Here is a 22,495-nt window from a genome sequence, read left to right as displayed (position 1 = left end):
CTATTACTCTTGCGAAACTGATAAGCATTATCATTAATGCATTAGTGTTCTAATTTTGCAGAACACGTCATCACTTTGGGGAGAATTCGGTAATGAAATGGGTAACTTGCGCGGCTATTGTTGGGTTAATGTCGGTTGGGCATTCAGCGAATGCAGATGATAAATTAACCGTTTATTCTTATCGTCAAGCTTTCTTGGTGGAGCCTATCCTGACGCGTTTCACCGAAGAAACTGGCATAGGTGTGAATTTGGTATTTGCTAAAGACGGTATTGCCGAGCGTCTCGTCCGTGAAGGCCGTTTATCCCCAGCGGATCTTGTGCTGACGTCTGATTTTTCACGTTTAGTTGAATTAGTGGATAAAGATCTAACCTCTCCAGTCAAAAATCCCCTGCTAGAGAGCAATATTCCTGCGCAGTATCGCGATCCCGATGGCCAGTGGTATGCCCTGACTATGCGGGTGCGAAATCTCTATACAGCCAAGGATCGTTTAGGCCAGCAGCAATTGACCTATGAAGAATTAGCCGATCCCAAATATAAAGGAAAGATTTGTACTCGCAGTGGTAAACATCCATACAACATAGCGTTAGTCGCATCTATGATTGCTCATCACGGTGAAGCTGAGGCAAAAACTTGGTTACAAGGCGTGAAAACTAATTTAGCCCGCAAACCTCAGGGGAACGATAGGGGGCAAATTGCCGCAGTAAAAGAAGGTGTGTGTGAGATCGCCATTGGTAATAGCTACTATTACGGCAATATGTTGCAGGATCCTGAGCAAAAGGCGATCGCCGAAGCTGTGACGCTCAACTTCCCGAACCAAGCTGACCGCGGTGCCCATGTGAATGTGTCTGGCATGGTACTAACTCGCCATGCGCCTAATAAAGCCAATGCGATCAAATTGATGGAGTTCTTATCCGCCGATGTGGCTCAAAAGGCCTATGCCGATGTGAATATGGAATATCCAGTGAAAGCCGATGTGGCACCTTCATCTTTAGTGGCCTCATGGGGTAAGTTTAAGTCAGATCAGTTACCCATTTTTAAGTTGGCAGAATATCACCAAGCGGCGGTTAAGCTATTAGATGAAGTGCAGTTTGATCTCTAGCTCCAGTACTAGCGACAAAATGCAGATTTAGGTTATCAGCGCCAGTGATTGGCGCTGTGACGTTTTAAGGATTGACATGATTTTAGGATTAGCCAGAAGCTGGTCGCTTGCTGGTTATGCCGTGGCCGCCTTGCTGGTATTGCCACTATTTGCGTTGATATTTCAAGCTTTTCAGCCTGACGAAGCCGTGTTTGGGCACTTGATGGCAACGGTTCTGCCGACATATATCATTAATAGTTTATTGCTGATTTTCTGGGTGAGTCTGGGGGCGTTATTACTCGCGTTACCTTGCGCTTGGTTGATGGCTCGTTGTGACTTTGTCGGCAGGCGATATTTGCAATGGGCGCTATTATTGCCCCTCGCTATGCCTGCGTATATTGTTGCCTACGTCTATACCAATTTACTCGATTATGCGGGGCCAGTGCAGCGCGGTCTTCGTTCGATATTTGGCTGGGACTCACCGCAGGATTATTTCTTCCCCGATATTCGTACCTTAGGCGGCGCGGCGTGTATGTTGTCGCTGGTATTGTTTCCCTATATTTATCTCTTGGCGCGTACCGCTTTTATGGAGCAATCCTTAAGTTTGGCGCATGCTTCGCGCATTATGGGCTGTTCACCGTGGCAAAGTTTTTGGCGTTTATCTTTGCCTATGGCAAGGCCTGCGCTCGCCGTTGGGGTGGCTTTAGTGGCGATGGAGACGGCCGCTGATTTTGCAACGGTTAACTATTTTGCCGTGCCCACCTTAACGACAGCCGTGTATGACACTTGGTTGGGTTATGGCAATTTGACCGCCGCCGCTAAGTTATCGGCGATTATCTTGCTGGTGGTATTTAGTCTGATTGGATTTGAGCGTTTTGCCCGTCGTAAACAGCAGTTATTCCAAAAACAATCACGTATACAAGTCACTGACTTGTATCGACTCTCGATGACTCAAACCTTGGTCGCACTCAGCTTTTGCGGCATGCTATTGCTATTAGCCTTTCTGTTACCTTTCGGGATTTTATTATCCTATGCGATTGGTTACTTTGAACAAAGCTGGGATAAGAGTTTTTGGCAATTGAGTCTTAACAGCCTCAGTCTTGCGCTGATCACCAGTTTACTCTGTTGCTTAATCGCCTTACTGCTTATGTTCGTTCGCCGGATAAGCCCAAGACAGAGTGATGCTTTGCCCTCACGGTTAGCTTCGACGGGCTATGCCTTACCAGGCACTGTGCTGGCTATTGGGGTATTAGTGCCTTTAACTATGTTAGATTTTGCGATTAACGATCTGGCGGATCTTGTCGGCATAGCAGGCCCAGGCCTTATCCTAACAGGCAGTGTGATGGCATTGATTTTTGCTTTTTGTGTGCGTTTCGTGGCAATTGCGATTGGCAGTGTTGAAAGCAGTTATAAACGCATCTCGCCATCGCTGGATATGGTGAGCCTGACCATGGGGCAAACTCCTAGGCAACTTTTGCGGCGGGTGCATTTGCCTTTACTTGCTAAGGGATTGTTTGCGGGCGCTTTATTGGTGTTTATCGAAAGCATGAAGGAACTGCCCGCTGCGTTATTACTGCGGCCTATCGGTTTTGAGAATCTTGCAACTTATGTATTCCAGTTTGCGTCCGATGAAAAACTCGAGCACGGCGCATTAGCTGCTATTGTGATTGTACTGGTGGGTTTAGTGCCGCTTATTTATTTAAACCGTTCATTGGAGCATCACAGCTGATGACAAGTACGCTCAAGCTTAAGCAAATTCATAGCGATTATCAGGGCCAGCAAGTACTTAAAGGTTTGAGTTTAACGCTCGCCCAAGGGGAAATCCTGGCGTTGTTAGGCCCAAGCGGTTGTGGCAAGACGACCTTATTGCGTGCAGTTGCTGGATTACAGGCCATAAGCCAAGGTGAAATCCAGATTAATGGCCGCATAGTGAGTGGCGATAGCCAGTTTGTACCTAGCGAGCAGCGCGGCATCGGCATGATTTTTCAAGACTATGCGCTTTTCCCTCATTTGACTGTGGCGGAAAATATCCTCTTTGGGGTGGCTAGATTGTCGGGCGCAGAACGTCAGGCACGTTTGGATGAAATGCTAGCTTTGGTCAAACTTGAAGGGTTGGCACAGCGCTATCCCCATGAATTATCTGGCGGTCAGCAGCAGCGAGTTTCGATTGCGCGGGCACTTGCCTATGAGCCGCAGTTATTGCTGCTCGATGAGCCTTTTTCCAATATTGATGCCCAAGTGCGCTACGAGATGATGGCGGAAATTCGCAGCATCTTAAAACAGCGTAATGTCAGCGCGGTGTTTGTTACTCATAGCAAGGATGAAGCCTTTGTATTTGCAGATACTTTAGCCATCTTTAATCAAGGCATCATAGTGCAGCATGGTAGTGCCGAAGCTTTATATGCCGCCCCAAACAGCCGCTATGTGGCGGACTTTTTAGGTAGCGGTAATTACTTACCTGCAGCAGTGTTTGATGGGCACAGTGTTGTCACTCCCATAGGTCATTTAACCAGCCTCACGCCATTAAATTTGCCGAGCGAGTTCAGCGGAACAGTATTCTTGCGACCACAGCAATTGACGCTCAGCGCCGATGAACAGGGCGTTGGTACTATCACTGAGCGACGTTTCTTAGGCGCCTTTTGTCATTATTGGGTCAAAATTGAGGCCGCTTCCCATGCTTATTATGTGGAGGTGCGTAGCCAAATGATGCAGCTAAGTATTGGTCAAAAGGTTGGGGTAACGACTGAGCCGCATTCGCTCGTGTTGTTTGAATCTTCAGCATATTCAAACTGTGGGGACCCAATCTAAGCGATGAGTATTTATTCAATGCTGATATGACATAGCCAACTAAAGTACGACATTTTTGCTTACGTTAAACTTGGGTCTATGCGGTATTGGTTGGTGATATTTTCGACCATCCTTGCTACTTTTATCCTCCGGTTTTGGAGGAATTATGATAAAAACAATAAATTCAATTTGCACCCTCGTTATTGTAGCAACGGCAATATCGTCTTCAGGAGTGATGGCCATGGATAGGATCACAGGTAAAGCCTTCGCAACGCGATCAGAAGTGTATGCAACCCAAGGGATGGCGGCGACCAGTCAGCCTTTAGCCACGCAAGTCGCTATTGATATACTCAAACAGGGCGGCAGTGCGGTCGATGCAGCGATTGCCGCTAACGCTATGTTAGGATTAGTCGAGCCAACGGGCTCGGGTGTCGGCGGGGACTTATTTGCTATCGTTTGGAGCGCAAAAGATAAACGCCTCTATGGTCTAAATGCATCGGGGCGCAGTCCCAAATCCTTAAGTTTAGAAAAGCTTAAATCCCTCGGATTAGACTATTTACCGCCGCTTGGACCTTTGCCGGTTTCTGTACCGGGCACTGTGGACGGTTGGTATGAGCTGCATAATAAGTTTGGTAAATTAGCTATGGCTGATAACCTCGCGCCTGCCATTCATTACGCCCGTGATGGTTTCCCTGTGTCAGAGTTGATTGCCTATTACCTTGATGCTAGTGGTAAAAAACTGGCTAAATTTCCCGGTTTTAAAGAAACCTATATGCCTAATGGTAAGATGCCTGCCGTAGGGGAAATCTTTAAAAATCCCGCGCTTGCTAACACCTATGAGAAAATTGCCAAGGGCGGCCGCGATGCTTTCTATAAAGGTGATATTGCCAAAAGTATTGATAAGTACATGAAATCCCAAGGTGGTTATTTAAGTTATGATGACTTAGCGAGCCATACTAGCGACTGGATAGATCCCGTTTCGGTGAACTACCGTGGTTACGATGTGTGGGAACTGCCACCTAATGGTCAAGGCATTGCGGCGCTACAAATCTTAAAAACCATGGAACCCTTTAATGTGGCTGCCATGGGCTTTAATAGTCCTGAATATGTCCATTTATTTGTCGAAGCAAAGAAACTCGCCTTTGCTGACAGAGCTAAGTTTTATGCCGACATGGCCTTTAATAAAGTGCCCGTTACCGAGCTTATCTCACAGAAATATAACTATGATCGCGCTAAGTTGATTGACCCTACAAAAGCCGCCAAGAGTGTCGATGCGGGTAATCCAGCGTTGCAACATGGCGATACTGTGTACCTGACTACCGCCGACAAAGATGGCAACATGGTGTCACTCATTCAGAGTAATTACCGTGGTATGGGGTCAGGGATGACACCGCCGGATCTCGGCTTTGTGCTGCAAGACCGTGGGCAAATGTTTGATTTAACGGAAGGGCGTTTTAATACCTACGCACCGGGTAAGCGTCCATTCCATACCATTATTCCGGCTTTTGTGACCAAAGACGGTAAACCTTGGCTGAGCTTTGGGGTGATGGGCGGCGCGACTCAACCACAAATGCACGCGCAGATTGTAATGAATCTGATTGATTTTAAAATGAACTTGCAAGAAGCGGGCGATGCCCCCAGAATTTTGCATATGGGGTCAACCGAGCCCACAGGCGAAGTGATGAAGGATGGCGGCTACGTCAGTCTGGAATCAGGTTTTCCGGTAGAAACCCGTCGTGAGTTGATTAAGAAAGGCCATGTGCTGCGTGATGGACTTGGGGAGTTTGGTGGCTATCAAGCCATTGGATTTAATGCCGAAACCGGCGTATATCGTGCGGCCTCTGAGAGTCGCAAGGATGGTCACGCCGCAGGCTATTAACACTAAGATAAATGCTAAGGTAAGCTCAACACTGAGTGAACCTGACGTCATTGATTCGATTTAACTGATTGGCGAGACTTTAATGGTCTCGTCAATTTTTATGTTTAAGGGTCTGGGGTGGGATAATGCTCCGCTATTGGCATTATCATAAACAGATCAGAGCAAACTGTGCGTTAGTTAATGTCATTTTTAGGTAAAGTTGCGGATAATATTGCCGAAAATGAATTTAGAAAAAGGGTGATAACCAAATGGATATTCAAAATATGCCGCGTGAACAGTTGGGTGTGTGTGCAGAGGGGAACTTACACAGTGTCTATTTGATGTTTAATGCCAATGACAATGTCGAGTCGCAATTACGTCCCTGTCTTGCCAACGTTGCGCAGTATATTTATGAGCTGACAGATCAATATTCCGACAGTGCATTCAATGGTTTTGTTGGTATTGGTGCTAATTATTGGGATAGCCTCTATCCTACTGCTCGCCCAGAACTGCTTAAACCTTTCCCTGCGATGCAAGTGGGCAGTCGTGAAGCACCTGCAATTGAATATGATTTATTCGTGCATATTCGCAGTGATCGTTACGATATTCTGCATTTAGTGGCTAATGAAATCAGCCAAATGTTTGAAGATTTAGTGGAGTTAGTTGAAGAAGAGCGTGGCTTTAGATTTATGGATAGCCGTGATTTGACTGGTTTTGTCGATGGTACCGAAAACCCTAAGGGGCGTCACCGCCAGGAAGTGGCACTTGTGGGTGATGAGGATCCTGAGTTTAAGGGTGGCAGCTATATTCATGTGCAAAAGTATGCCCATAACTTGAGTAAGTGGCATAGATTACCAGTTAAAAAACAAGAGGATATTATCGGCCGTACTAAGCAAGATAATATCGAGTATGAATCTGAAGATAAGCCACTGACCAGCCATATCAAGCGCGTTAATCTTAAAGATGCCGATGGTAAGTCAATGGAGATCCTGCGTCAGAGTATGCCCTATGGTTCGCTGAAGGAGCAGGGATTAATGTTTATCTCTAACTGCCGCACGCCAGAACATTTTGAAAAGATGCTGCATAGCATGATGTTTGGTGATGGCGAAGGCAATCATGATCACTTGATGCATTTTACTAAGGCGATGACAGGTTCATCTTTCTTTGCCCCCGCACTGGATTTTATGCTGCAGTTCGACGAATAAGCTTTCTATAATCAAGCCGGATTAGCATCAATCGAGACGCACTTAAGCTAACGCCTAAGTGCGTTTTTTATGCTAATGCGCGGGAACCCATTTTTTGATATCGAGCTGCCATTGCAGGGCGGTGAAATCGATAAAAGCGCGCACTAGATTTTGCTGATAACTGCGGGACAAATATACCGCCCACAAGGTTTGGCCTGGTGTCGTAAATTCGGGTAGGACTTCTTTGAGTTGACCACTGGCAAGGTATTGGTTAGCTAAGTCACAGGGTAAACGCACTATGCCATGTCCACGTAGCGCCGCACTGACCAACACTCCCATATCGTTAGCCCTAAGATTCCCTGTAACTTTGACGTGCTCGGCTTGCAGTTCTTTTAGAAAAGGCCAGTTTTGTTGCGCTGAGTGTATGAGGCAGTTGTGGGCCAGCAGATCAATGGGTTCGAGGAGTGGCGTTGCGCTATCAAGATAGCTCGGCGCCGCGCAAAGTACTGCATCTATGGTCATCAAACGCCGAGCTATGAGATTCTCATCGGGCTGCTCGGTATAACGTAGCGCCACGTCGACTCTCTCATCTACCAATTGCGCAAAACTGTCCGACATCACCAGTTGAATGTTGACCTTAGGATGAATTTTAATAAAGCGATCGACGACATCAAACAGACTGTGCTGCCCAAGGCCAATAGGCGTAGCGATACGAATACTGCCTACCAGTTCACTGTTATGGCTGTGGGCACGGCTCTCCATGGCCGCAACTTCACTTAAGATCCGCTGGCAAAATTGTAGTGCTTCCTCACCCTGCAAAGTCAAGCTGGCGCTGCGCGTGGTGCGGTGTAATAAGCGTAAACTCAACCACTGCTCCACTTCTTGAATATGACGGGAAACCTGCAGGCGGCTGAGGTCTAAATGTTCGGCAGCTTTGGTAAAGCTGCCACAGTTTGCGACTTCGACGAAACTGCGTATTGCGGCAATTTTATCCACATTAGTATCCTATATTGAAACAATCATGCTCAATTATTGATGTTTATTAGGTGAAAAACTGCAAGTAAACTGGTTCCAATGTAAATCATCTGAGTGAGACAATGAAATGAAAATCGCAATTTTAGGTGCAACGGGTTGGATCGGTGGTGCAATTTTAAAAGAAGCACAGAGTCGTGGACATCAAGTGACAGCGTTAGTGCGTGATCCAAGCAAGTTATCCGTGGCTGATGTGGCAGTACGTGCCGTGGATTTAGAGCAGCCATTGGTCGCCGATACCTTTGCTGGCGTAGATGTCGTGATTGCCGCCGTTGGTGGCCGCGCCCAACAAAATCATGGTCTAGTGGCGAGTACGGTTCAGCATTTACTGGATGTGCTGCCTAACGCTAACGTGCCACGTTTATTGTGGGTCGGTGGTGCTGGGAGTTTAGAAGTGGCGCCGGGTGTGACGCTGGTCTCTAGTCCAGATTTCCCAGCAGCATATAAAGATGAGGCGTTAGCTCAGGGTGAAGCTTTGCAGGTATTCCGTGCGGCGCAAACGGCAATCAATTGGACCTTTGTGAGCCCAGCCGCTGAGATTTATCCCGGTGAGAGTGAAGGTCCATATCGCCTTGGTGGCGACAGCTTCTTTACCGATGCTAATGGTCAAAGCCGTATCTCTGTAACCGATTACGCAAAAGCCATGGTAGATGAAGCCGAAAAGGGCGCTCACCCAAACCAGCGCATCAGTGTGGCTTACTGATATCGTTATAGTTGAGTTAGATATTGTGAGTTAGATATTGTGCTGGAATGTGTAACGTAATCGGGACAATGGCCAAATAACCAGCGCTATATTGCACTTCAAAATGTACAGATAAAATAGAACAGGTCAGCTCACTGACCTGTTTTTTTATTCTGCGTAATTGAATAAAGATTTGATGGTTTCTAAGGTATCGGCGATATCTTGGATGCTCGATGGGCAAATAAAGATAGTGTCATCACCGGCAATCGTACCCAAAATGCCTTCTGGTTTACCGATAGAATCCAACAAGCGGGCAATCAGCTGCGCGGCACCTGGGCTAGTTCGCACGACGATCATAGCTTGGTTGTGATCGACGTCGAGTACCAAATTCTTCAGTGGGCTACCCGCGGTGGGTACGCCTAATTCGGCTGGTAAGCAATACACCATCTCTTGCTTAGCGTTGCGAGTCCGCACTGCGCCGAACTTGCTGAGCATGCGTGACACTTTCGATTGGTTAATATTACCAAAGCCTTCAGCTTGCAAGGCGGTGACGATTTCACTCTGAGAGCCAAAGCGCTCTTCTTTTAAAATCGACTTAAAAATTCTAACAAGGTCATCCTGATTCTTGGTCGTTTGCATAATATTATTATTCGTTATTCAAAAAAACAGGCCCATTTTGAATATTTTTAGAAAAATTGTCAACAAATAACCAGATTGGTTGAATAAAAATTCACTAAGCCCCAGTGGTTAAGCGTTTGTAGGGGGCGTAAAAATCCCAATTTGAGTAATTGTTCTACATTGCTTCTACGTTATTCCGGAATTCTTTTGTCCCACGACTAAGGGATAATTGAAATTGTTGTGACATTCCAGTAATGTGACGCCAACGCAAATTAGATCCATGTCACACATATCCGAGAAATAACGGAGATAACTATGAAAGTTGCTGTACTTGGTGCTGCTGGTGGTATCGGCCAGGCTCTTGCCCTACTGTTAAAAACTCAATTGCCTGCGGGTTCACAATTGTCTCTATATGATATCGCACCGGTAACTCCGGGTGTTGCGGTTGACTTGAGCCACATTCCAACTGCTGTTGAAATCAAAGGTTTTGCTGGTGAAGATCCAACGCCTGCCCTCGTGGGTGCTGACGTTGTTCTAATTTCTGCTGGTGTTGCGCGTAAGCCTGGTATGGATCGTTCTGATCTGTTCAATATCAATGCGGGTATCGTTCGCAACCTGATCGAAAAAGTAGCGGCAACTTGCCCTACGGCTTTGGTTGGCATTATCACTAACCCAGTCAACACGACCGTAGCTATCGCTGCAGAAGTGATGAAAAAAGCGGGTGTTTACGATAAGAACCGTCTGTTCGGTATCACGACATTAGACGTGATCCGCTCTGAAACTTTCATCGCCGAATTAAAAGGCCTGAACGTTGCTGACGTTAAAGTGAATGTGATCGGCGGCCACAGCGGCGTGACTATTCTGCCATTACTGTCTCAAGTTGAAGGCGCGACTTTCACTGACGAAGAAGTGGCAAGTTTGACGACTCGCATCCAAAACGCGGGTACAGAAGTGGTTGAAGCTAAAGCCGGTGGCGGAAGCGCGACTCTGTCTATGGGTCAAGCGGCTTGCCGTTTCGGTCTGTCTCTGGTTCGTGGTCTGCAAGGCGAAGCTAACATCGTTGAATGCGCCTATGTTGACGGCGGCAGCGAGCATGCTGAATTCTTCGCACAACCTGTGCTGTTAGGCAAAAACGGTATTGAAAAAGTACTGCCTTACGGTGAAGTGAGTGCATTCGAAGCTAACGCTCGTGATTCTATGTTAGATACGCTGAAAGGCGATATCAAACTAGGCGTTGATTTCGTTAAATAATCTTTCGGATAATCTTTTTAGATTATGACGAATTAAAAACGGAGCCATTGAGCTCCGTTTTTTTATGCCTGGGTTTTACATTTTACCAGGCGAATTCAGTCGATCAGCGGCGCTTAGTGGGAATTTGGCAGTTATCATCGCAGCGGGCTTTGCCCGTCAGTAAATAAGAGATGCGATATCTGTTTTTTGCGAATCTGAGATAGCACCAATCGGCCACAGTTTTAATCACGGGCAGGCGTAATAGTTGGATCCAAGCGCGTGTTCCTGTCAGTGCCCACGCTTTGCAAGTGACATCTAACCCGAGTAACACTTCGCCCGTTGCGGTTTCGCCATGGAGAATCGTATTAGCGTAGTCTCTATCGATATGGCTGAAGCGCTTACTAAAGTCTGGCGCATTTAAATCCTCAAGCGCAATCAAGTTCTTCGGATCGCGCGCTTTCAGTTGACGCATTTCGGCGCTACATAATGGACAATTTCCATCGTAAAAAATCCGCAGTTCCATCGGTATTACCTCTGATGACTTGATCACAATACTTGAAGTGAGTACTCAAGCTTGGTTTTCTTCTACCCTATACGCAGAATAAAGGGTTTTAGATCGCAGCTGATTAAAATCTAATGTGTGTCTCATTTGGCTTTTTATTAGGTTAAATTCAAACGAGTACAGTAACATCTTGGTTATTCATCAGTTTAACTTGATTACATATATTTCAGTGAACAAGGTAAAACCTGACCAATAACGACTCAAAAGGATAGGTATGACATCTCCCATCATAATCACAGGCGTGGGTAAACGCATAGGTTACGCCTTAGCCAAACATTTTCTCGCCCAAGGTCAGCAGGTGATTGGTACTTATCGCAGCCATTACGACAGTATCGATGAGCTTAACGCCTTAGGCGCAACTCTGTATCCCTGCGATTTTTATGACGATGCCCAAGTGCGCTCCTTAATTGATGAGTTAACTCAACAGCCTCAAGTTCGCGCCATTATTCACAATGCTTCGGACTGGCTGCCTGATCCTGTTCTTACAAAGAATGAGCCTTTAAAGAGTACCACTTTTGCGCCGAGCCAAGTGCTGCAGCGCATGATGCAAGTGCATGTGAGCGTACCCTATCAGTTGAACTTGGCCTTAGAGGCGCAGCTACGTGCGGCTGCTGGCGATGAAATCGGCGGCAGTGATGTGATTCATATTACTGACTATGTGGCAGAGAAGGGCAGTCAGAAGCATATCGCCTATGCCGCCAGTAAAGCCGCGCTGCACAATATGACGCTATCCTTTGCCGCCAAATTTGCGCCCGAGGTCAAAGTGAATTCGATTGCGCCTGCGATGATCCTATTTAATGCAGGAGATGATGTTGCCTATCAGCAAAAAACATTAGCCAAAGCGCTGTTGCCGAAAGAGGCGGGGAATGAGGAAATTATCGACTTAGTGGAATATCTGCTGAATAGCCGCTACGTCACTGGTCGTTGCCATAATGTCGATGGTGGCCGGCATTTAAGGTAGAGAAGGCTCTAGAACGCCACTGCATGGCTGTAGAATCTAGCTTCTAGATCCTTCTTTTTCAAAATGTCAGTACCCGACTTGGGGTGATGATGAACGGTAAAGGCACATCCCAATACTCGCAGGGTAAACTCGTCACTTGCTGACAGTCGTGGGCGTAACCCATAGGCAAAGGTTTACCTTTAAGCTGCCAGTTTGCCAGCGTCCTATCGTAATAGCCGCCGCCCATGCCCATACGATTTCCCATTAAATCAAAAGCCACTAAGGGCGTGATAACCACATCTAACTCTGTCACTGGGATAATGGCGCGCACATCTAATTTAGGTTCTAAGATGCCGAATTGATTCGCCTGCATGGGGGTATCTGCGGTGTAATGCAGGAATAATAATTGTCCGGCATTGAAGGGATGTAACCTAGGCAGATAGGTGTTTATGCCCATTTGCCATAGCACAGCGATCAGCGGTGGCGTGGCGAGTTCGCCATCGTGGGTGAGATATAACGCCACATGTTGCGCTTTGTTGGCCTGCAATGCATCGAGCATTCGCTGGCAGGCGTTTAAACTTGCTTGGGTTTGTTCTATTTCGGAGAGAGATTTACGGGCGGTGCGAATGGTTTTGCGTAACTGATTGCGGCTTTCTTTTGTATGGAGTGCGATATTTGCCGCATAGCTTGCAACATCTACGGCATCAGCGACTTCTACGGCAAGGTGCGCCGTGTCGCTTTTGGCATTCAAATGAGAAAGTTTGGAAGATGTAGACATAGAATTAAGATGCTCCCCAGAATGCCGCTACCGGTGTAGCCCTTGAACCGTAGGTTCAAGGCGGGTAAATGATTACCTCCTAAGGCTTCTCGGTACAAGCCGAGCATGCACAATGTCAGTAAAGCATTCACCCTAATTTCAAAATTATCGGCACAGGGACATTACCAGTTGGCATGCATCCCAGGGAGCAAAACGGTATTGAATCGCTAAAGCATTGGTTTATTTAAATAAGCCAGTTTAGCCATTCACTGTGCGTCAGTTGGTTTAACTCAATGAGTGTTAAATCACTAAGGTGCACAGTTTAAATCTATTTAGTTGAACGCTCAACTAAGGCACTTTCGAGGGTCGACTGCAGCAAGCTGATCCTGTCGTCCATCTGTTGCATGTAGTGCTTATTTTTTTGCTTTTCTTGGAACAACTCGTGTCCAATATTCAGCGCCGCCATGATCGCAATTTCTTCACGGCTTAGGCTATTGGTTCGGGTTTTTAACGCACTGAGTTGTTGTTCAACTCCCAACGCTACCGTACGTAAGGCATCCTCTTGACCTTTCGGGCAAGCGATAGAGTAGGTGCGCCCAAGTAGGGTAATTTCAACAGCACTGTTACTCATGTCGCGGGTGATCCTTTCGTTAGCCTCTTAGGGCGGACTATATAGGGCTGATCTTAAAAGTGCAAGGTAAGCCGCAAATGGATTGGTCTTTGACGGTTTTGTTTGCTGTTTGTGTGAGCAGTTGGATAGTTTTTTATCAGGGCGTGGCCGATTTCGCCATTATTGGGATTCAGTATTGGTTCAAGTCTTTATCTCTGCTAGCATTGCTGCTGGAAAAATCTTATTGGGATCTGATATGGCAACCCCTCCTTCGTTACGTATCGACAGCTTAAAACTCGCCTTAGATGCGGCTGAAATCGGCCAGCATCCGGTAGAAGTTCACGGTGCTTTAGTCGGTTTAATCTGCGGTGGTGTAGAGCAAACTGGCGACACTTGGATCAAGCCTTTATTCGACCTGATGAACGATGGTCAACCTTTGCCAGCGCAGTTGCACCAATTAGTGTGTGATTTGTTTAACGATTCAGTGACGCGTTTAGTGGATTTTGAATTTGGTTTCATGCCGCTGTTGCCCGAAGAAGAAGAGCCGCTCAGCCAACGTGTTGAAGCCTTGTCCCTGTGGACCCAGAGTTTTTTGACTGGCATGGCGATTATTCAGCCGAAACTGAATCAAGCCTCGGCAGAAGTACGTGAAGTGATCAAAGACTTGGCGGAAATTGCCCAAGTGGAATTTGATGTTGCCGACGATGAAGAATCCGAAGCCGCTTACACTGAATTACTCGAGTTTGTACGTATTGCAGCCATCATGTGTTACTCGGAGTTTGGTCCTGAGCTTCCCCATGGCGAGGCTGACGATACTGCGGTTGTGCATTAATTTACCGCAGTTGTTTAATGTTCAATAAGTTAACACAGTAGTGGCTTCATTAGATGTCAAAGGTGGGCAAACCTGCCTTTGAGTCCATAGCACTGGTGTTTTTGAGTGCATAGCATTGATGTTTACATCTTTTATGTTTACATGCCTTAGTGTTATGCCAAAGCTTGAATGAGATCCCCATGACGGCCACAAATCACATGGATACTTCAGTTCAACACGTCGACATCGCAATTGTAGGCGGTGCGATGGCGGGGGCGACCCTAGCGTTAGCTCTCGCGCGTCTTTCTTTATCCGCAGCTCGGCCACTTTCTATTGCCTTAATCGAAGCGCACCTTCCCGATAAGCAACATCCCGGATTCGATGCCCGCTCTATTGCTATCGCCCACGGTTCTATTTTCGAATTATCCCGTTTAGGTTTATGGCAAAAGCTCGCCCATTTGGGCACTGCGATTGAAAATATCCATGTGTCGGATCGCGGCCACTTTGGCATGACAGAACTCAATGCGGCGCAGTTTCATTTAGATGCCCTAGGCCAAGTGGTTGAGCTTGAACGGGTTGGCCAAGTGCTGTTTAACGAGTTGAATAAGAGTAATGTCAAACTCTATTGCCCCGCCAAGCTTGCCCAAGTAGAACCCGCCGTTGAAGGTCACACCTTAGTGCTCGATACGGGCGAGCGAATTCAAGCCAAACTTGTGGTCGCAGCCGATGGTTTGCAATCCAAAGTGCGCAGCAGTTTTAATTTGCCCGTGACCCAAGTGGTCTTTGAGCAAACGGCCATTATTGCCAATATTCAAACTGCCGATTTGCCAACCAATAGGCCTCACAAACATTGGGCCTATGAGCGCTTTACCCAAACAGGTCCCTTAGCGTTGTTGCCTATGGCCGATATTCAAGGTCAACCTCGCTTTTCTCTCGTGTGGGCGCTCGATGATGCGCGGGCTAAACAGATGCAAGACGCGCCTAAGGCTGAGTTTTTAGCGGCGCTGCAACAGGCCTTTGGTTATCGTGCAGGCACGTTTATCGATGTCAGCGCGCGCCATGCGTATCCGCTTAATTTGTCCTATATGCCAAGGCCAATTCATCACAGATGCGTGTTTATCGGCAATGCGGCGCAGACACTGCATCCGATTGCGGGGCAAGGGTTTAACTTAGGGTTGAGGGATGTGGTGAGTTTGCTCGAGGTGATCCAAACGGCGCTAGCACAGGGCGAAGATATCGGCTCCGCCGCTGTGACCCATGCGTACCTTAATGCCCGCGAGCACGACAGAAACAGCACTATCCGCAATATCGAATTTTTAGTCCGTGGCTTTTCAAACCAATATTGGCCTATGGCGCTGGGGCGTAACTTAGGATTACGGCTCTTGTCTTGGTTTCCGCCACTGAAAACCCCCGTCGCTCAAAAGGCAATGGGCTGGAAATAACTCCGCAATTTACTGGTATCGCAACGCGAAAAGGATGTACCCATGTTAAGTTCACAAGCCTATGACATCGCCATTGTGGGTGGCGGCATGGTGGGACTCGCCACCGCGATTGGATTGGCGCAGGCCGATCTGAATGTCGTCGTTATCGATGCGGGCCACACAGAGGCCGTGAGCGGCGAGCCACGTTTACGGGTGAGCGCCATCAATAAGGCGAGCCAGCGCTTGTTAGAAAACTTAGGGGCATGGAGTTATTTAGACACTTCCCGCGCCACGCCTTATCAAAAAATGTCGGTGTGGGATAAAGACGGTTTCGGTAAAATTGCCTTTGATGCCAACAGCATCAGCGAAACCAGTCTCGGCGCGATTATCGAAAACGATGCCATTAGCTTTGCCCTCGCCAAACGCGCCAGTGAGTTTGACAATATCACCCATATTCAAAACCAACGCTTAGAGCGCATTGCTTTTGGTGAGCGCGAAGCTTGGTTGACCCTTGCCAATGGCGTCGATTCTGAAATAGAAAGTGTCAGTGCTGCACTTGTGATAGCCGCCGATGGCGCCAACTCTTGGGTGCGCGAGCAGTGCAAGATCCCGCTGACCTTTTGGGATTACGGCCACCACGCAATCGTCGCAACTATTCGCACCGAAATGCCACACCTTGCCACCGCCCGCCAAGTGTTTTTGCAGGACGGCCCGCTAGCATTTTTACCTCTGTATGAAGACAATCTCTGCTCTATCGTCTGGTCGGTGCCGCCCGAGCGCGCCACTGAATTATTGGCAATGGATAAAGTGCAATTCGAGCGCAACTTAACCGCTGCTTTCGACGGTCGTTTAGGGATTTGCAAGCTGGAAAGCGAGCGCCAAGCCTTTCCATTACGGATGCGCTACGCCCGCCATTTTGCCCGCCACCGTTTAGTGTTAGCAGGTGATGCAGCCCATACTATTCATCCGCTGGCTGGCCAAGGGGTGAACCTCGGCTTTTTAGATGCGGCCAGCATTATCGAAGTGATCAGCGAATTACAGCAAGCGGATAAAGATATCGGCGATTATGCCCAGCTACGTGCGCTGGAACGTTGGCGTAAAGCCGATGCGATGGAGATGATCGCGGCGATGGAAGGCTTTAAACGCCTATTCGAAGGTTCAAACCCAGTCAAAAAGGTGATTCGCGATCTGGGATTAAATCTGGTTGATAATGTCGCTGGGCTGAAAACAGTGTTCATACAACAGGCCATGGGTAATAAGTCGGCACTGCCTAAGTTGTGCCGTTAGCCTAGGTTGCGCTAATGTGATCATAATTGCTGACAATATCAGCAATTTGACTGCAAGCTGCGCAAATCTGGCCTTCGCATGTAAAAAAATTACATGTTGAAGATGAGAAAATCTAATGACAATGGCTTCGGATTAGAAAAATCTCCTGTATACAAATTTGTGACGCAAGGTATAATTTCGCCGCATTTTAGACCCTAGTATCTACACCCTACACTAGGCAGAGACCTGAAAAAGGCCGCAAAAAGGGATAACAATGGCTAACAAAACTATTCTGTTTAACAAGCACTTAGAATCAAACGCTAAGATGGTCGACTTCCACGGTTGGGATATGCCCCTCAACTATGGTTCACAAATCGAAGAACACAACGCTGTGCGTCAAGACGCGGGTATGTTCGACGTATCCCACATGACTGTGGTTGATGTGATAGGTAGCGACGCTGGTGCATTTCTACGTAAGTTGCTGGCGAACGATGTGGCTAGACTTAAAGTGCCAGGTAAAGCCTTATACAGCGGCATGTTAGATGACAATGCCGGTATCATCGACGACCTCATCACTTACTACCTTACTGACACTAACTACCGCGTGGTAGTGAACTCAGCGACCCGCGAAAAAGATCTCGCTTGGATCGCCAAGCAATCCCAAGGTTTTGATGTCACTGTGACTGAGCGTCCTGAGCTGGCGATGATTGCCGTTCAAGGTCCTAACGCAAAAGCTAAAGCCGCTGCCGTGTTCAGTGCCGAGCAAAACGCCGCCATCGAAGGCATGAAACCTTTCTTCGGTAAGCAAGCAGGCTCACTGTTTATTGCGACTACGGGTTACACAGGCGAAGCGGGCTACGAAATTATCGTCCCAGAAGATGAAGCCCAAGCCTTGTGGCAAGCATTGTTAGATCAAGGGGTTAAACCTTGTGGTCTCGGTGCCCGTGACACACTGCGTCTCGAAGCCGGTATGAACCTTTACGGCTTAGACATGGACGAAACCATCAACCCATTGGCCGCCAACATGGGCTGGACTATTGCATGGGAACCAAACGACCGTGACTTCATCGGCCGTAAAGCCCTCGAAACACTTCGCGATGCCGGAACCAGCAAACTTGTTGGTCTAGTGATGGAAGAAAAGGGCGTGTTACGCCATGATATGCCAGTATTTTTCACCGACTCAGCCGGTGTAGAGCAACAAGGCGTGATCACCAGCGGGACTTTCTCGCCAACATTGGGCTATTCTATTGCGATGGCACGTGTTCCTAGCTCGATTGGGGATACTGCGGAAGTCGAAATGCGTAAAAAACGTGTGGCTGTTAGAGTAGTGGCGCCAAACTTTGTGCGCAACGGTAAACAAGCATTTTAAAAAAACGGAACAAGGAACAAGAACAATGAGCAATATTCCGACAGAACTGAAATACGCCTCTTCACACGAATGGATCCGCAAGGAAGAAGACGGTAGCTACACAGTAGGTATCACTGAGCACGCCCAAGAGCTGTTAGGTGACATGGTTTTCGTTGAACTCCCAGAAGTTGGCGACACTGTGACTGCGGGTGAAGACTGTGCTGTAGCTGAATCAGTAAAAGCGGCGTCTGACATTTATGCCCCCATTTCTGGCGAAGTGATTGCCGTGAACGAAGCGCTAGAAGATTCGCCAGAACTCGTTAACAGCAGTGCTTACGGCGAAGGCTGGTTCTTCCGCGTAATGCCTTCTGACGAATCAGAAGTCGACGCTCTGCTGGATGCTGAAGGCTACCAAGCTGTCATCGACGAAGAATAATCGTCGACGCTAACGAAGCCCTAAGGGGCTTCGTTTGTTTTAGCGCAAGATTGACATAACAACAGTCCGTTAATCAGTACCCTACAGTTCTGAATTTCGGCAAATCTGGAACAAGGTTTATCATGACCAAGCAAACCCTCACTCAGTTAGAACAGCACGATTTATTCCTACGTCGTCATATCGGCCCAGATAGCAGCCAACAGCAAGCCATGCTGAACTATGTTGGTGCTGAGTCTCTGGACGATCTGACCGCGCAAATCGTGCCTGAGTCGATCCGTTTAAGCCAAGATCTGAGCATTGGTGATTCCTGCGGCGAAGCCGAAGGCATTGCTTACATTCGTGGTTTAGCGAAACAAAACCAAGTATTTAAGAGCTATATCGGCATGGGTTACTACGGCACTCAAGTGCCAAACGTGATCCTGCGTAACGTATTTGAAAACCCAGGTTGGTACACGGCTTATACGCCATATCAGCCAGAAATCGCCCAAGGCCGTTTAGAAGCCATTCTAAACTTCCAACAAGTGTCGATGGACTTAACGGGTTTAGATTTGGCTTCTGCTTCTTTGTTAGATGAAGCAACTGCTGCTGCCGAAGCGATGGCGCTGGCAAAGCGCGTTTCTAAAGCGAAAAAAGCCAATATCTTCTTCGTTGCCGATGATGTGTTCCCGCAAACCTTAGACGTAGTGAAAACCCGCGCTGAGTGTTTTGGTTTTGAAGTGGTGGTTGGCCCTGCATCTGAGGCCGTTAACCATGAGCTGTTTGGTGCTTTGTTCCAATATACTAACCGTTTCGGTCAAATCACTGACTTCAGCGAATTATTCGCAACTCTGCGTGCGAAGAATGTGGTTGTGACTGTCGCCGCCGACATTATGTCCTTGGTATTACTGAAATCACCGGGCGCTATGGGCGCCGATGTGGTATTTGGTAGTGCGCAGCGTTTTGGCGTGCCAATGGGCTTTGGTGGCCCACACGCGGCCTTCTTCGTTGCCCGTGACGAGCACAAACGTTCTATGCCTGGCCGTATCATTGGTGTGTCAAAAGACGCCCGTGGTAACCGCGCACTGCGTATGGCAATGCAAACTCGTGAGCAACATATCCGCCGCGAAAAAGCCAACTCAAACATTTGTACTGCACAAATTCTGCTAGCGAATATGGCGTCTTTTTACGCCGTATTCCACGGCCCAGATGGCCTGAAAACTATCGCGTCACGCATTCACCGTTTCGCCGATATTTTAGCGGCAGGCTTAAAAGCGAAGGGCGTGAACTTAGTCAACAGCACTTGGTTTGATACTGTTAGCATCAAAGGCTTAGATGTTGCTGCCGTCAATGCACGCGCACTGGCTGCTGAAATGAATCTACGTTTCGATGCCGATGGTATTGTGGGCGTGAGCTTAGACGAAACCACATTACGCACAGATATCGAAGCCCTGTTCGATGTGATCTTAGGTGCCGGCCATGGTTTAGATGTTGCCGCGTTAGACGCGCAAATCGTGAGCCAAGGTAGCCAATCGATTCCGGCGGCACTTGTGCGCCAAGATGCGATTTTAAGCCACCCAACGTTCAATCGCTATCAAAGCGAAACCGAGATGATGCGTTATATCAAACGTCTCGAAAGCAAAGACTTAGCGCTTAACTACTCGATGATTTCACTGGGCTCATGCACCATGAAGTTAAACGCAGCGGTTGAAATGCTCCCTGTGAGCTGGCCTGAATTTGCCAACATGCACCCATTCAGCCCACTGGATCAAGCCAAAGGCTTTACTCAGTTGATTGAAGAGTTGTCGACTTGGTTAGTGAACATTACAGGCTACGACGCTGTGTGTATCCAACCTAACTCTGGCGCTCAAGGTGAATACGCTGGCTTGTTAGCCATCAAGAAATACCATGAGTCACGCGGCGATGCGCACAGAAACATCTGTTTGATCCCGCAATCTGCCCACGGTACTAACCCTGCATCGGCACAATTAGCCGGTATGCAAGTGGTGGTGACGGCGTGTGATAAGCAAGGTAACGTCGATTTAGAAGATCTGAAGACGAAAGCTGCCGAAGTGGCTGAAAACCTGTCTTGCATCATGATCACTTACCCATCGACCCACGGTGTGTATGAAGAATCTATCCGCGAAATCTGCAACATAGTGCATCAGCACGGCGGTCAAGTGTACTTAGACGGCGCTAACATGAACGCGCAGGTCGGCTTAACGTCTCCTGGCTTTATCGGTGCCGACGTATCACACCTTAACCTGCACAAAACCTTCGCGATTCCACACGGCGGTGGTGGTCCAGGTATGGGCCCAATCGGCGTGAAATCACACTTAGCTCCATTCGTTGCGGGTCACGTTGTGGTGAAACCGGGCCGCGTGAGCGACAACAACGGCGCCGTATCAGCCGCACCTTACGGTAGCGCAGGCATTCTGCCGATCAGCTGGATGTACATTAAGCTGCTTGGTTCAAAAGGCCTGAAAAAGTCTACCCAAACTGCACTGTTAAACGCAAATTATGTGATGAAGAAACTGTCTGAACACTACCCAGTATTGTTCCGTGGCCGTAATGATCGCGTGGCGCACGAATGTATTATCGACCTACGTCCACTGAAAGAAGCTTCAGGCGTGACCGAAATGGATATCGCTAAGCGTTTGAATGACTACGGTTTCCATGCGCCAACCATGAGCTTCCCTGTTGCGGGAACCCTGATGATTGAGCCGACGGAATCTGAGTCTAAGGTGGAACTCGATCGTTTCATCGATGCTATGGTGTCAATCCGCGCTGAAATCGCCAAAGTGGAATCGGGCGAATGGCCAGTGGACAACAACCCGCTGCACAACGCACCGCACACTATGGCCGATATCATGGACCCAGAGTTTGATACGCGTCCATACAGCCGTGAAGTGGCCGTGTTCCCAAGTGCAGCAGTACGCACTAACAAGTTCTGGCCAACCGTGAATCGTATCGATGATGTTTACGGCGACCGTAACCTAATGTGTTCGTGTGCACCATTATCAGACTACGAATAATTAATAATGGCTACTTAGGCTAGCTACTGCGGCGTTGAATGAGGCTTTCGCATAGCTCGAAATAGAGAGTTTGACAGGAGTCAACTCCGCGCGAAAGCTTTCAATCCGCCTTGCATTAGCTTCGCCAGCAACGCAATTATGGTGTAGTTGGCTTCAGCGAATTTGAAGCATAAAAAAGCGACCGAAAGGTCGCTTTTTTATTGCCTGCCGCAGGCTTCCGCATTCTTTTATATTCGCTACATCAGTGACTCACCGGCAATAATTTAAATATTAGTCGTCCCTGTAGGCTCTACTAAAAGACCCATGTTTTAAAAGGTCACTGGTGCAATAATGCCTGTTCTGGTGTAACGGTTGAGCACAGAGTTATGCTTGTTCTGATATATCCCAAATACGAGACGCTTGCTGATAAAACGGAGGTGTTACAGGCTTGCCAATAAGCTATTAACAAGCTCGAAACCATACACCTCCATTGAGGTATAGTTATTATACTCAGAGACAGGGATTCGTTTAATTTCTTCCTCTCCCTTATATAGTCCTCCTGCATAATTAAAGATCCTTAACTCGTCTTTATCTTCGGTCAGGTCTGCATGTCCAATTATCTCCCAAGAACCATTTTTTACATTTTGATTTCCAGTAAATATAACTTTCATCTCTTTCCCCATATCCATGATAGGAAGAGGGCGAAGTATGTCATCACTTTTAAAAAATTTATTATCCTGTACAAATAGGACGCAGAAACCTATTACTTGCTTAAACTTCCCTTTTGGGGCAAAAACAATTTGGCAGATGGCAAATTTACCCTCTGTAGGAATAATAAAAATATCACCTTCTTGATATCTCATTTTCACAATCTTTTACCTCTT

At 47.6% G+C, this 22,495-nt stretch carries 20 protein-coding genes and 1 other RNA gene; 14 read left to right on the top strand and 7 right to left on the bottom strand.

The window, feature by feature from the left end; genetic code table 11:
• Positions 1 to 92: 92 nt before the first annotated feature.
• The 5 genes from L5L98_RS07390 to L5L98_RS07370 all read left to right on the top strand — a co-directional run bounded on the left by L5L98_RS07390 (position 93) and on the right by L5L98_RS07370 (position 6,929).
• Entirely contained in the window at positions 93 to 1,100 is a 1,008-nt protein-coding gene (locus L5L98_RS07390; protein ID WP_263139687.1) for a Fe(3+) ABC transporter substrate-binding protein, read from the top strand.
• A 76-nt stretch (positions 1,101 to 1,176) separates the two neighbouring features.
• Positions 1,177 to 2,808, top strand: a complete 1,632-nt coding sequence (locus tag L5L98_RS07385) for an ABC transporter permease (protein ID WP_263139686.1) — start codon at positions 1,177 to 1,179, stop codon at positions 2,806 to 2,808.
• Complete coding sequence (locus L5L98_RS07380) at positions 2,808 to 3,887, top strand: ABC transporter ATP-binding protein (protein WP_028759403.1); 1,080 nt, start codon at positions 2,808 to 2,810, stop codon at positions 3,885 to 3,887. Before L5L98_RS07385 ends, L5L98_RS07380 begins: the two co-directional genes overlap by 1 nt.
• Positions 3,888 to 4,032: 145 nt before the next feature.
• Positions 4,033 to 5,745 carry a gamma-glutamyltransferase gene (ggt, locus tag L5L98_RS07375; protein WP_263139684.1) on the top strand — a complete coding sequence of 571 codons (1,713 nt, stop codon included), beginning with the start codon at positions 4,033 to 4,035 and terminating at the stop codon, positions 5,743 to 5,745.
• 248 nt (positions 5,746 to 5,993) lie between these two features.
• On the top strand, positions 5,994 to 6,929 hold the full coding sequence (locus L5L98_RS07370; RefSeq protein ID WP_113939098.1) for a Dyp-type peroxidase: 936 nt from the start codon (positions 5,994 to 5,996) through the stop codon (positions 6,927 to 6,929).
• 72 nt (positions 6,930 to 7,001) lie between these two features.
• On the opposite strand, the gene L5L98_RS07365 is transcribed toward L5L98_RS07370, so the two are convergent.
• Positions 7,002 to 7,904: a LysR family transcriptional regulator gene (locus L5L98_RS07365; protein WP_113939097.1), complete on the bottom strand. Its 903-nt coding sequence runs from the start codon at positions 7,902 to 7,904 to the stop codon at positions 7,002 to 7,004.
• A gap of 106 nt (positions 7,905 to 8,010) precedes the next feature.
• On the opposite strand from L5L98_RS07365, the gene L5L98_RS07360 reads away from it, so the two are divergent.
• Positions 8,011 to 8,643: an NAD(P)-dependent oxidoreductase gene (locus L5L98_RS07360; protein ID WP_263139682.1), complete on the top strand. Its 633-nt coding sequence runs from the start codon at positions 8,011 to 8,013 to the stop codon at positions 8,641 to 8,643.
• Positions 8,644 to 8,790: 147 nt separating this feature from the next.
• Here L5L98_RS07360 and argR read toward each other — a convergent pair whose 3' ends face one another.
• Positions 8,791 to 9,261 carry a transcriptional regulator ArgR gene (gene argR / locus L5L98_RS07355; RefSeq protein WP_006080175.1) on the bottom strand — a complete coding sequence of 157 codons (471 nt, stop codon included), beginning with the start codon at positions 9,259 to 9,261 and terminating at the stop codon, positions 8,791 to 8,793.
• A gap of 294 nt (positions 9,262 to 9,555) precedes the next feature.
• On the opposite strand from argR, the gene mdh reads away from it, so the two are divergent.
• The gene (gene mdh, locus L5L98_RS07350; RefSeq protein ID WP_105250210.1) at positions 9,556 to 10,491 is read left to right on the top strand and encodes a malate dehydrogenase; all 936 of its coding nucleotides are present in this window, start codon (positions 9,556 to 9,558) and stop codon (positions 10,489 to 10,491) included.
• A 103-nt stretch (positions 10,492 to 10,594) separates the two neighbouring features.
• Here the strand turns inward: mdh and L5L98_RS07345 are convergent, their stop codons facing one another.
• Positions 10,595 to 10,993, bottom strand: a complete 399-nt coding sequence (locus L5L98_RS07345; protein WP_263139676.1) for a thiol-disulfide oxidoreductase DCC family protein — start codon at positions 10,991 to 10,993, stop codon at positions 10,595 to 10,597.
• 253 nt (positions 10,994 to 11,246) lie between these two features.
• On the opposite strand from L5L98_RS07345, the gene folM reads away from it, so the two are divergent.
• Positions 11,247 to 11,993, top strand: coding sequence for a dihydromonapterin reductase (gene folM / locus L5L98_RS07340; protein ID WP_263139674.1), 747 nt, complete (start codon positions 11,247 to 11,249; stop codon positions 11,991 to 11,993).
• Between the two features lie 58 nt (positions 11,994 to 12,051).
• On the opposite strand, the gene L5L98_RS07335 is transcribed toward folM, so the two are convergent.
• The 3 genes from L5L98_RS07335 to L5L98_RS07325 all read right to left on the bottom strand — a co-directional run bounded on the left by L5L98_RS07335 (position 12,052) and on the right by L5L98_RS07325 (position 13,360).
• Positions 12,052 to 12,750, bottom strand: a complete 699-nt coding sequence (locus L5L98_RS07335) for a 5-formyltetrahydrofolate cyclo-ligase (RefSeq protein WP_263139672.1) — start codon at positions 12,748 to 12,750, stop codon at positions 12,052 to 12,054.
• Between the two features lie 9 nt (positions 12,751 to 12,759).
• Positions 12,760 to 12,940, bottom strand: a non-coding RNA gene (gene ssrS, locus L5L98_RS07330) — 6S RNA.
• A 117-nt stretch (positions 12,941 to 13,057) separates the two neighbouring features.
• Positions 13,058 to 13,360: a cell division protein ZapA gene (locus tag L5L98_RS07325; RefSeq protein WP_105250206.1), complete on the bottom strand. Its 303-nt coding sequence runs from the start codon at positions 13,358 to 13,360 to the stop codon at positions 13,058 to 13,060.
• A 235-nt stretch (positions 13,361 to 13,595) separates the two neighbouring features.
• Between L5L98_RS07325 and L5L98_RS07320 the strand changes: the two genes are divergently transcribed.
• The 6 genes from L5L98_RS07320 (at position 13,596) to gcvP (ending at position 21,632) form a co-directional block, all read left to right on the top strand.
• Positions 13,596 to 14,171, top strand: a complete 576-nt coding sequence (locus L5L98_RS07320) for a UPF0149 family protein (protein ID WP_105252998.1) — start codon at positions 13,596 to 13,598, stop codon at positions 14,169 to 14,171.
• Positions 14,172 to 14,350: 179 nt separating this feature from the next.
• Positions 14,351 to 15,592: a 2-octaprenyl-6-methoxyphenyl hydroxylase gene (ubiH, locus tag L5L98_RS07315; RefSeq protein WP_263139668.1), complete on the top strand. Its 1,242-nt coding sequence runs from the start codon at positions 14,351 to 14,353 to the stop codon at positions 15,590 to 15,592.
• A 42-nt stretch (positions 15,593 to 15,634) separates the two neighbouring features.
• A complete protein-coding gene (locus L5L98_RS07310; RefSeq protein ID WP_263139666.1) occupies positions 15,635 to 16,858 on the top strand; it encodes an FAD-dependent monooxygenase in 1,224 nt (407 codons plus the stop codon).
• A gap of 253 nt (positions 16,859 to 17,111) precedes the next feature.
• Entirely contained in the window at positions 17,112 to 18,206 is a 1,095-nt protein-coding gene (gene gcvT, locus L5L98_RS07305) for a glycine cleavage system aminomethyltransferase GcvT (RefSeq protein WP_212599688.1), read from the top strand.
• A 25-nt stretch (positions 18,207 to 18,231) separates the two neighbouring features.
• The gene (gcvH, locus tag L5L98_RS07300; protein ID WP_011845766.1) at positions 18,232 to 18,621 is read left to right on the top strand and encodes a glycine cleavage system protein GcvH; all 390 of its coding nucleotides are present in this window, start codon (positions 18,232 to 18,234) and stop codon (positions 18,619 to 18,621) included.
• 122 nt (positions 18,622 to 18,743) lie between these two features.
• A complete protein-coding gene (gcvP, locus tag L5L98_RS07295) occupies positions 18,744 to 21,632 on the top strand; it encodes an aminomethyl-transferring glycine dehydrogenase (protein ID WP_263139663.1) in 2,889 nt (962 codons plus the stop codon).
• Between the two features lie 419 nt (positions 21,633 to 22,051).
• On the opposite strand, the gene L5L98_RS07290 is transcribed toward gcvP, so the two are convergent.
• Entirely contained in the window at positions 22,052 to 22,474 is a 423-nt protein-coding gene (locus tag L5L98_RS07290; RefSeq protein ID WP_263139661.1) for an immunity 26/phosphotriesterase HocA family protein, read from the bottom strand.
• Positions 22,475 to 22,495: the final 21 nt, after the last annotated feature.

This window comes from Shewanella sp. SM23 (assembly GCF_025654295.1).
GTDB classification, from domain to species: domain Bacteria; phylum Pseudomonadota; class Gammaproteobacteria; order Enterobacterales; family Shewanellaceae; genus Shewanella; species Shewanella oncorhynchi.
The sequence above is the reverse complement of the archived record's forward strand: the minus strand, read 5'-3'. Positions and strand labels throughout refer to the sequence as shown.

Coding starts and splice junctions, on each gene's coding strand:
- L5L98_RS07325 (WP_105250206.1), bottom strand. CDS start 13,360: ATGAGTAACAGTGCTGTTGAAATTACCCTACTTGGGCGCACCTACTCT.
- L5L98_RS07335 (WP_263139672.1), bottom strand. CDS start 12,750: ATGTCTACATCTTCCAAACTTTCTCATTTGAATGCCAAAAGCGACACG.
- gcvP (WP_263139663.1), top strand. CDS start 18,744: ATGACCAAGCAAACCCTCACTCAGTTAGAACAGCACGATTTATTCCTA.
- folM (WP_263139674.1), top strand. CDS start 11,247: ATGACATCTCCCATCATAATCACAGGCGTGGGTAAACGCATAGGTTAC.
- L5L98_RS07310 (WP_263139666.1), top strand. CDS start 15,635: ATGTTAAGTTCACAAGCCTATGACATCGCCATTGTGGGTGGCGGCATG.
- L5L98_RS07370 (WP_113939098.1), top strand. CDS start 5,994: ATGGATATTCAAAATATGCCGCGTGAACAGTTGGGTGTGTGTGCAGAG.
- L5L98_RS07345 (WP_263139676.1), bottom strand. CDS start 10,993: ATGGAACTGCGGATTTTTTACGATGGAAATTGTCCATTATGTAGCGCC.
- ubiH (WP_263139668.1), top strand. CDS start 14,351: ATGACGGCCACAAATCACATGGATACTTCAGTTCAACACGTCGACATC.
- L5L98_RS07360 (WP_263139682.1), top strand. CDS start 8,011: ATGAAAATCGCAATTTTAGGTGCAACGGGTTGGATCGGTGGTGCAATT.
- gcvH (WP_011845766.1), top strand. CDS start 18,232: ATGAGCAATATTCCGACAGAACTGAAATACGCCTCTTCACACGAATGG.
- mdh (WP_105250210.1), top strand. CDS start 9,556: ATGAAAGTTGCTGTACTTGGTGCTGCTGGTGGTATCGGCCAGGCTCTT.
- L5L98_RS07385 (WP_263139686.1), top strand. CDS start 1,177: ATGATTTTAGGATTAGCCAGAAGCTGGTCGCTTGCTGGTTATGCCGTG.
- argR (WP_006080175.1), bottom strand. CDS start 9,261: ATGCAAACGACCAAGAATCAGGATGACCTTGTTAGAATTTTTAAGTCG.
- L5L98_RS07290 (WP_263139661.1), bottom strand. CDS start 22,474: ATGAGATATCAAGAAGGTGATATTTTTATTATTCCTACAGAGGGTAAA.
- L5L98_RS07390 (WP_263139687.1), top strand. CDS start 93: ATGAAATGGGTAACTTGCGCGGCTATTGTTGGGTTAATGTCGGTTGGG.
- ggt (WP_263139684.1), top strand. CDS start 4,033: ATGATAAAAACAATAAATTCAATTTGCACCCTCGTTATTGTAGCAACG.
- gcvT (WP_212599688.1), top strand. CDS start 17,112: ATGGCTAACAAAACTATTCTGTTTAACAAGCACTTAGAATCAAACGCT.
- L5L98_RS07320 (WP_105252998.1), top strand. CDS start 13,596: ATGGCAACCCCTCCTTCGTTACGTATCGACAGCTTAAAACTCGCCTTA.
- L5L98_RS07380 (WP_028759403.1), top strand. CDS start 2,808: ATGACAAGTACGCTCAAGCTTAAGCAAATTCATAGCGATTATCAGGGC.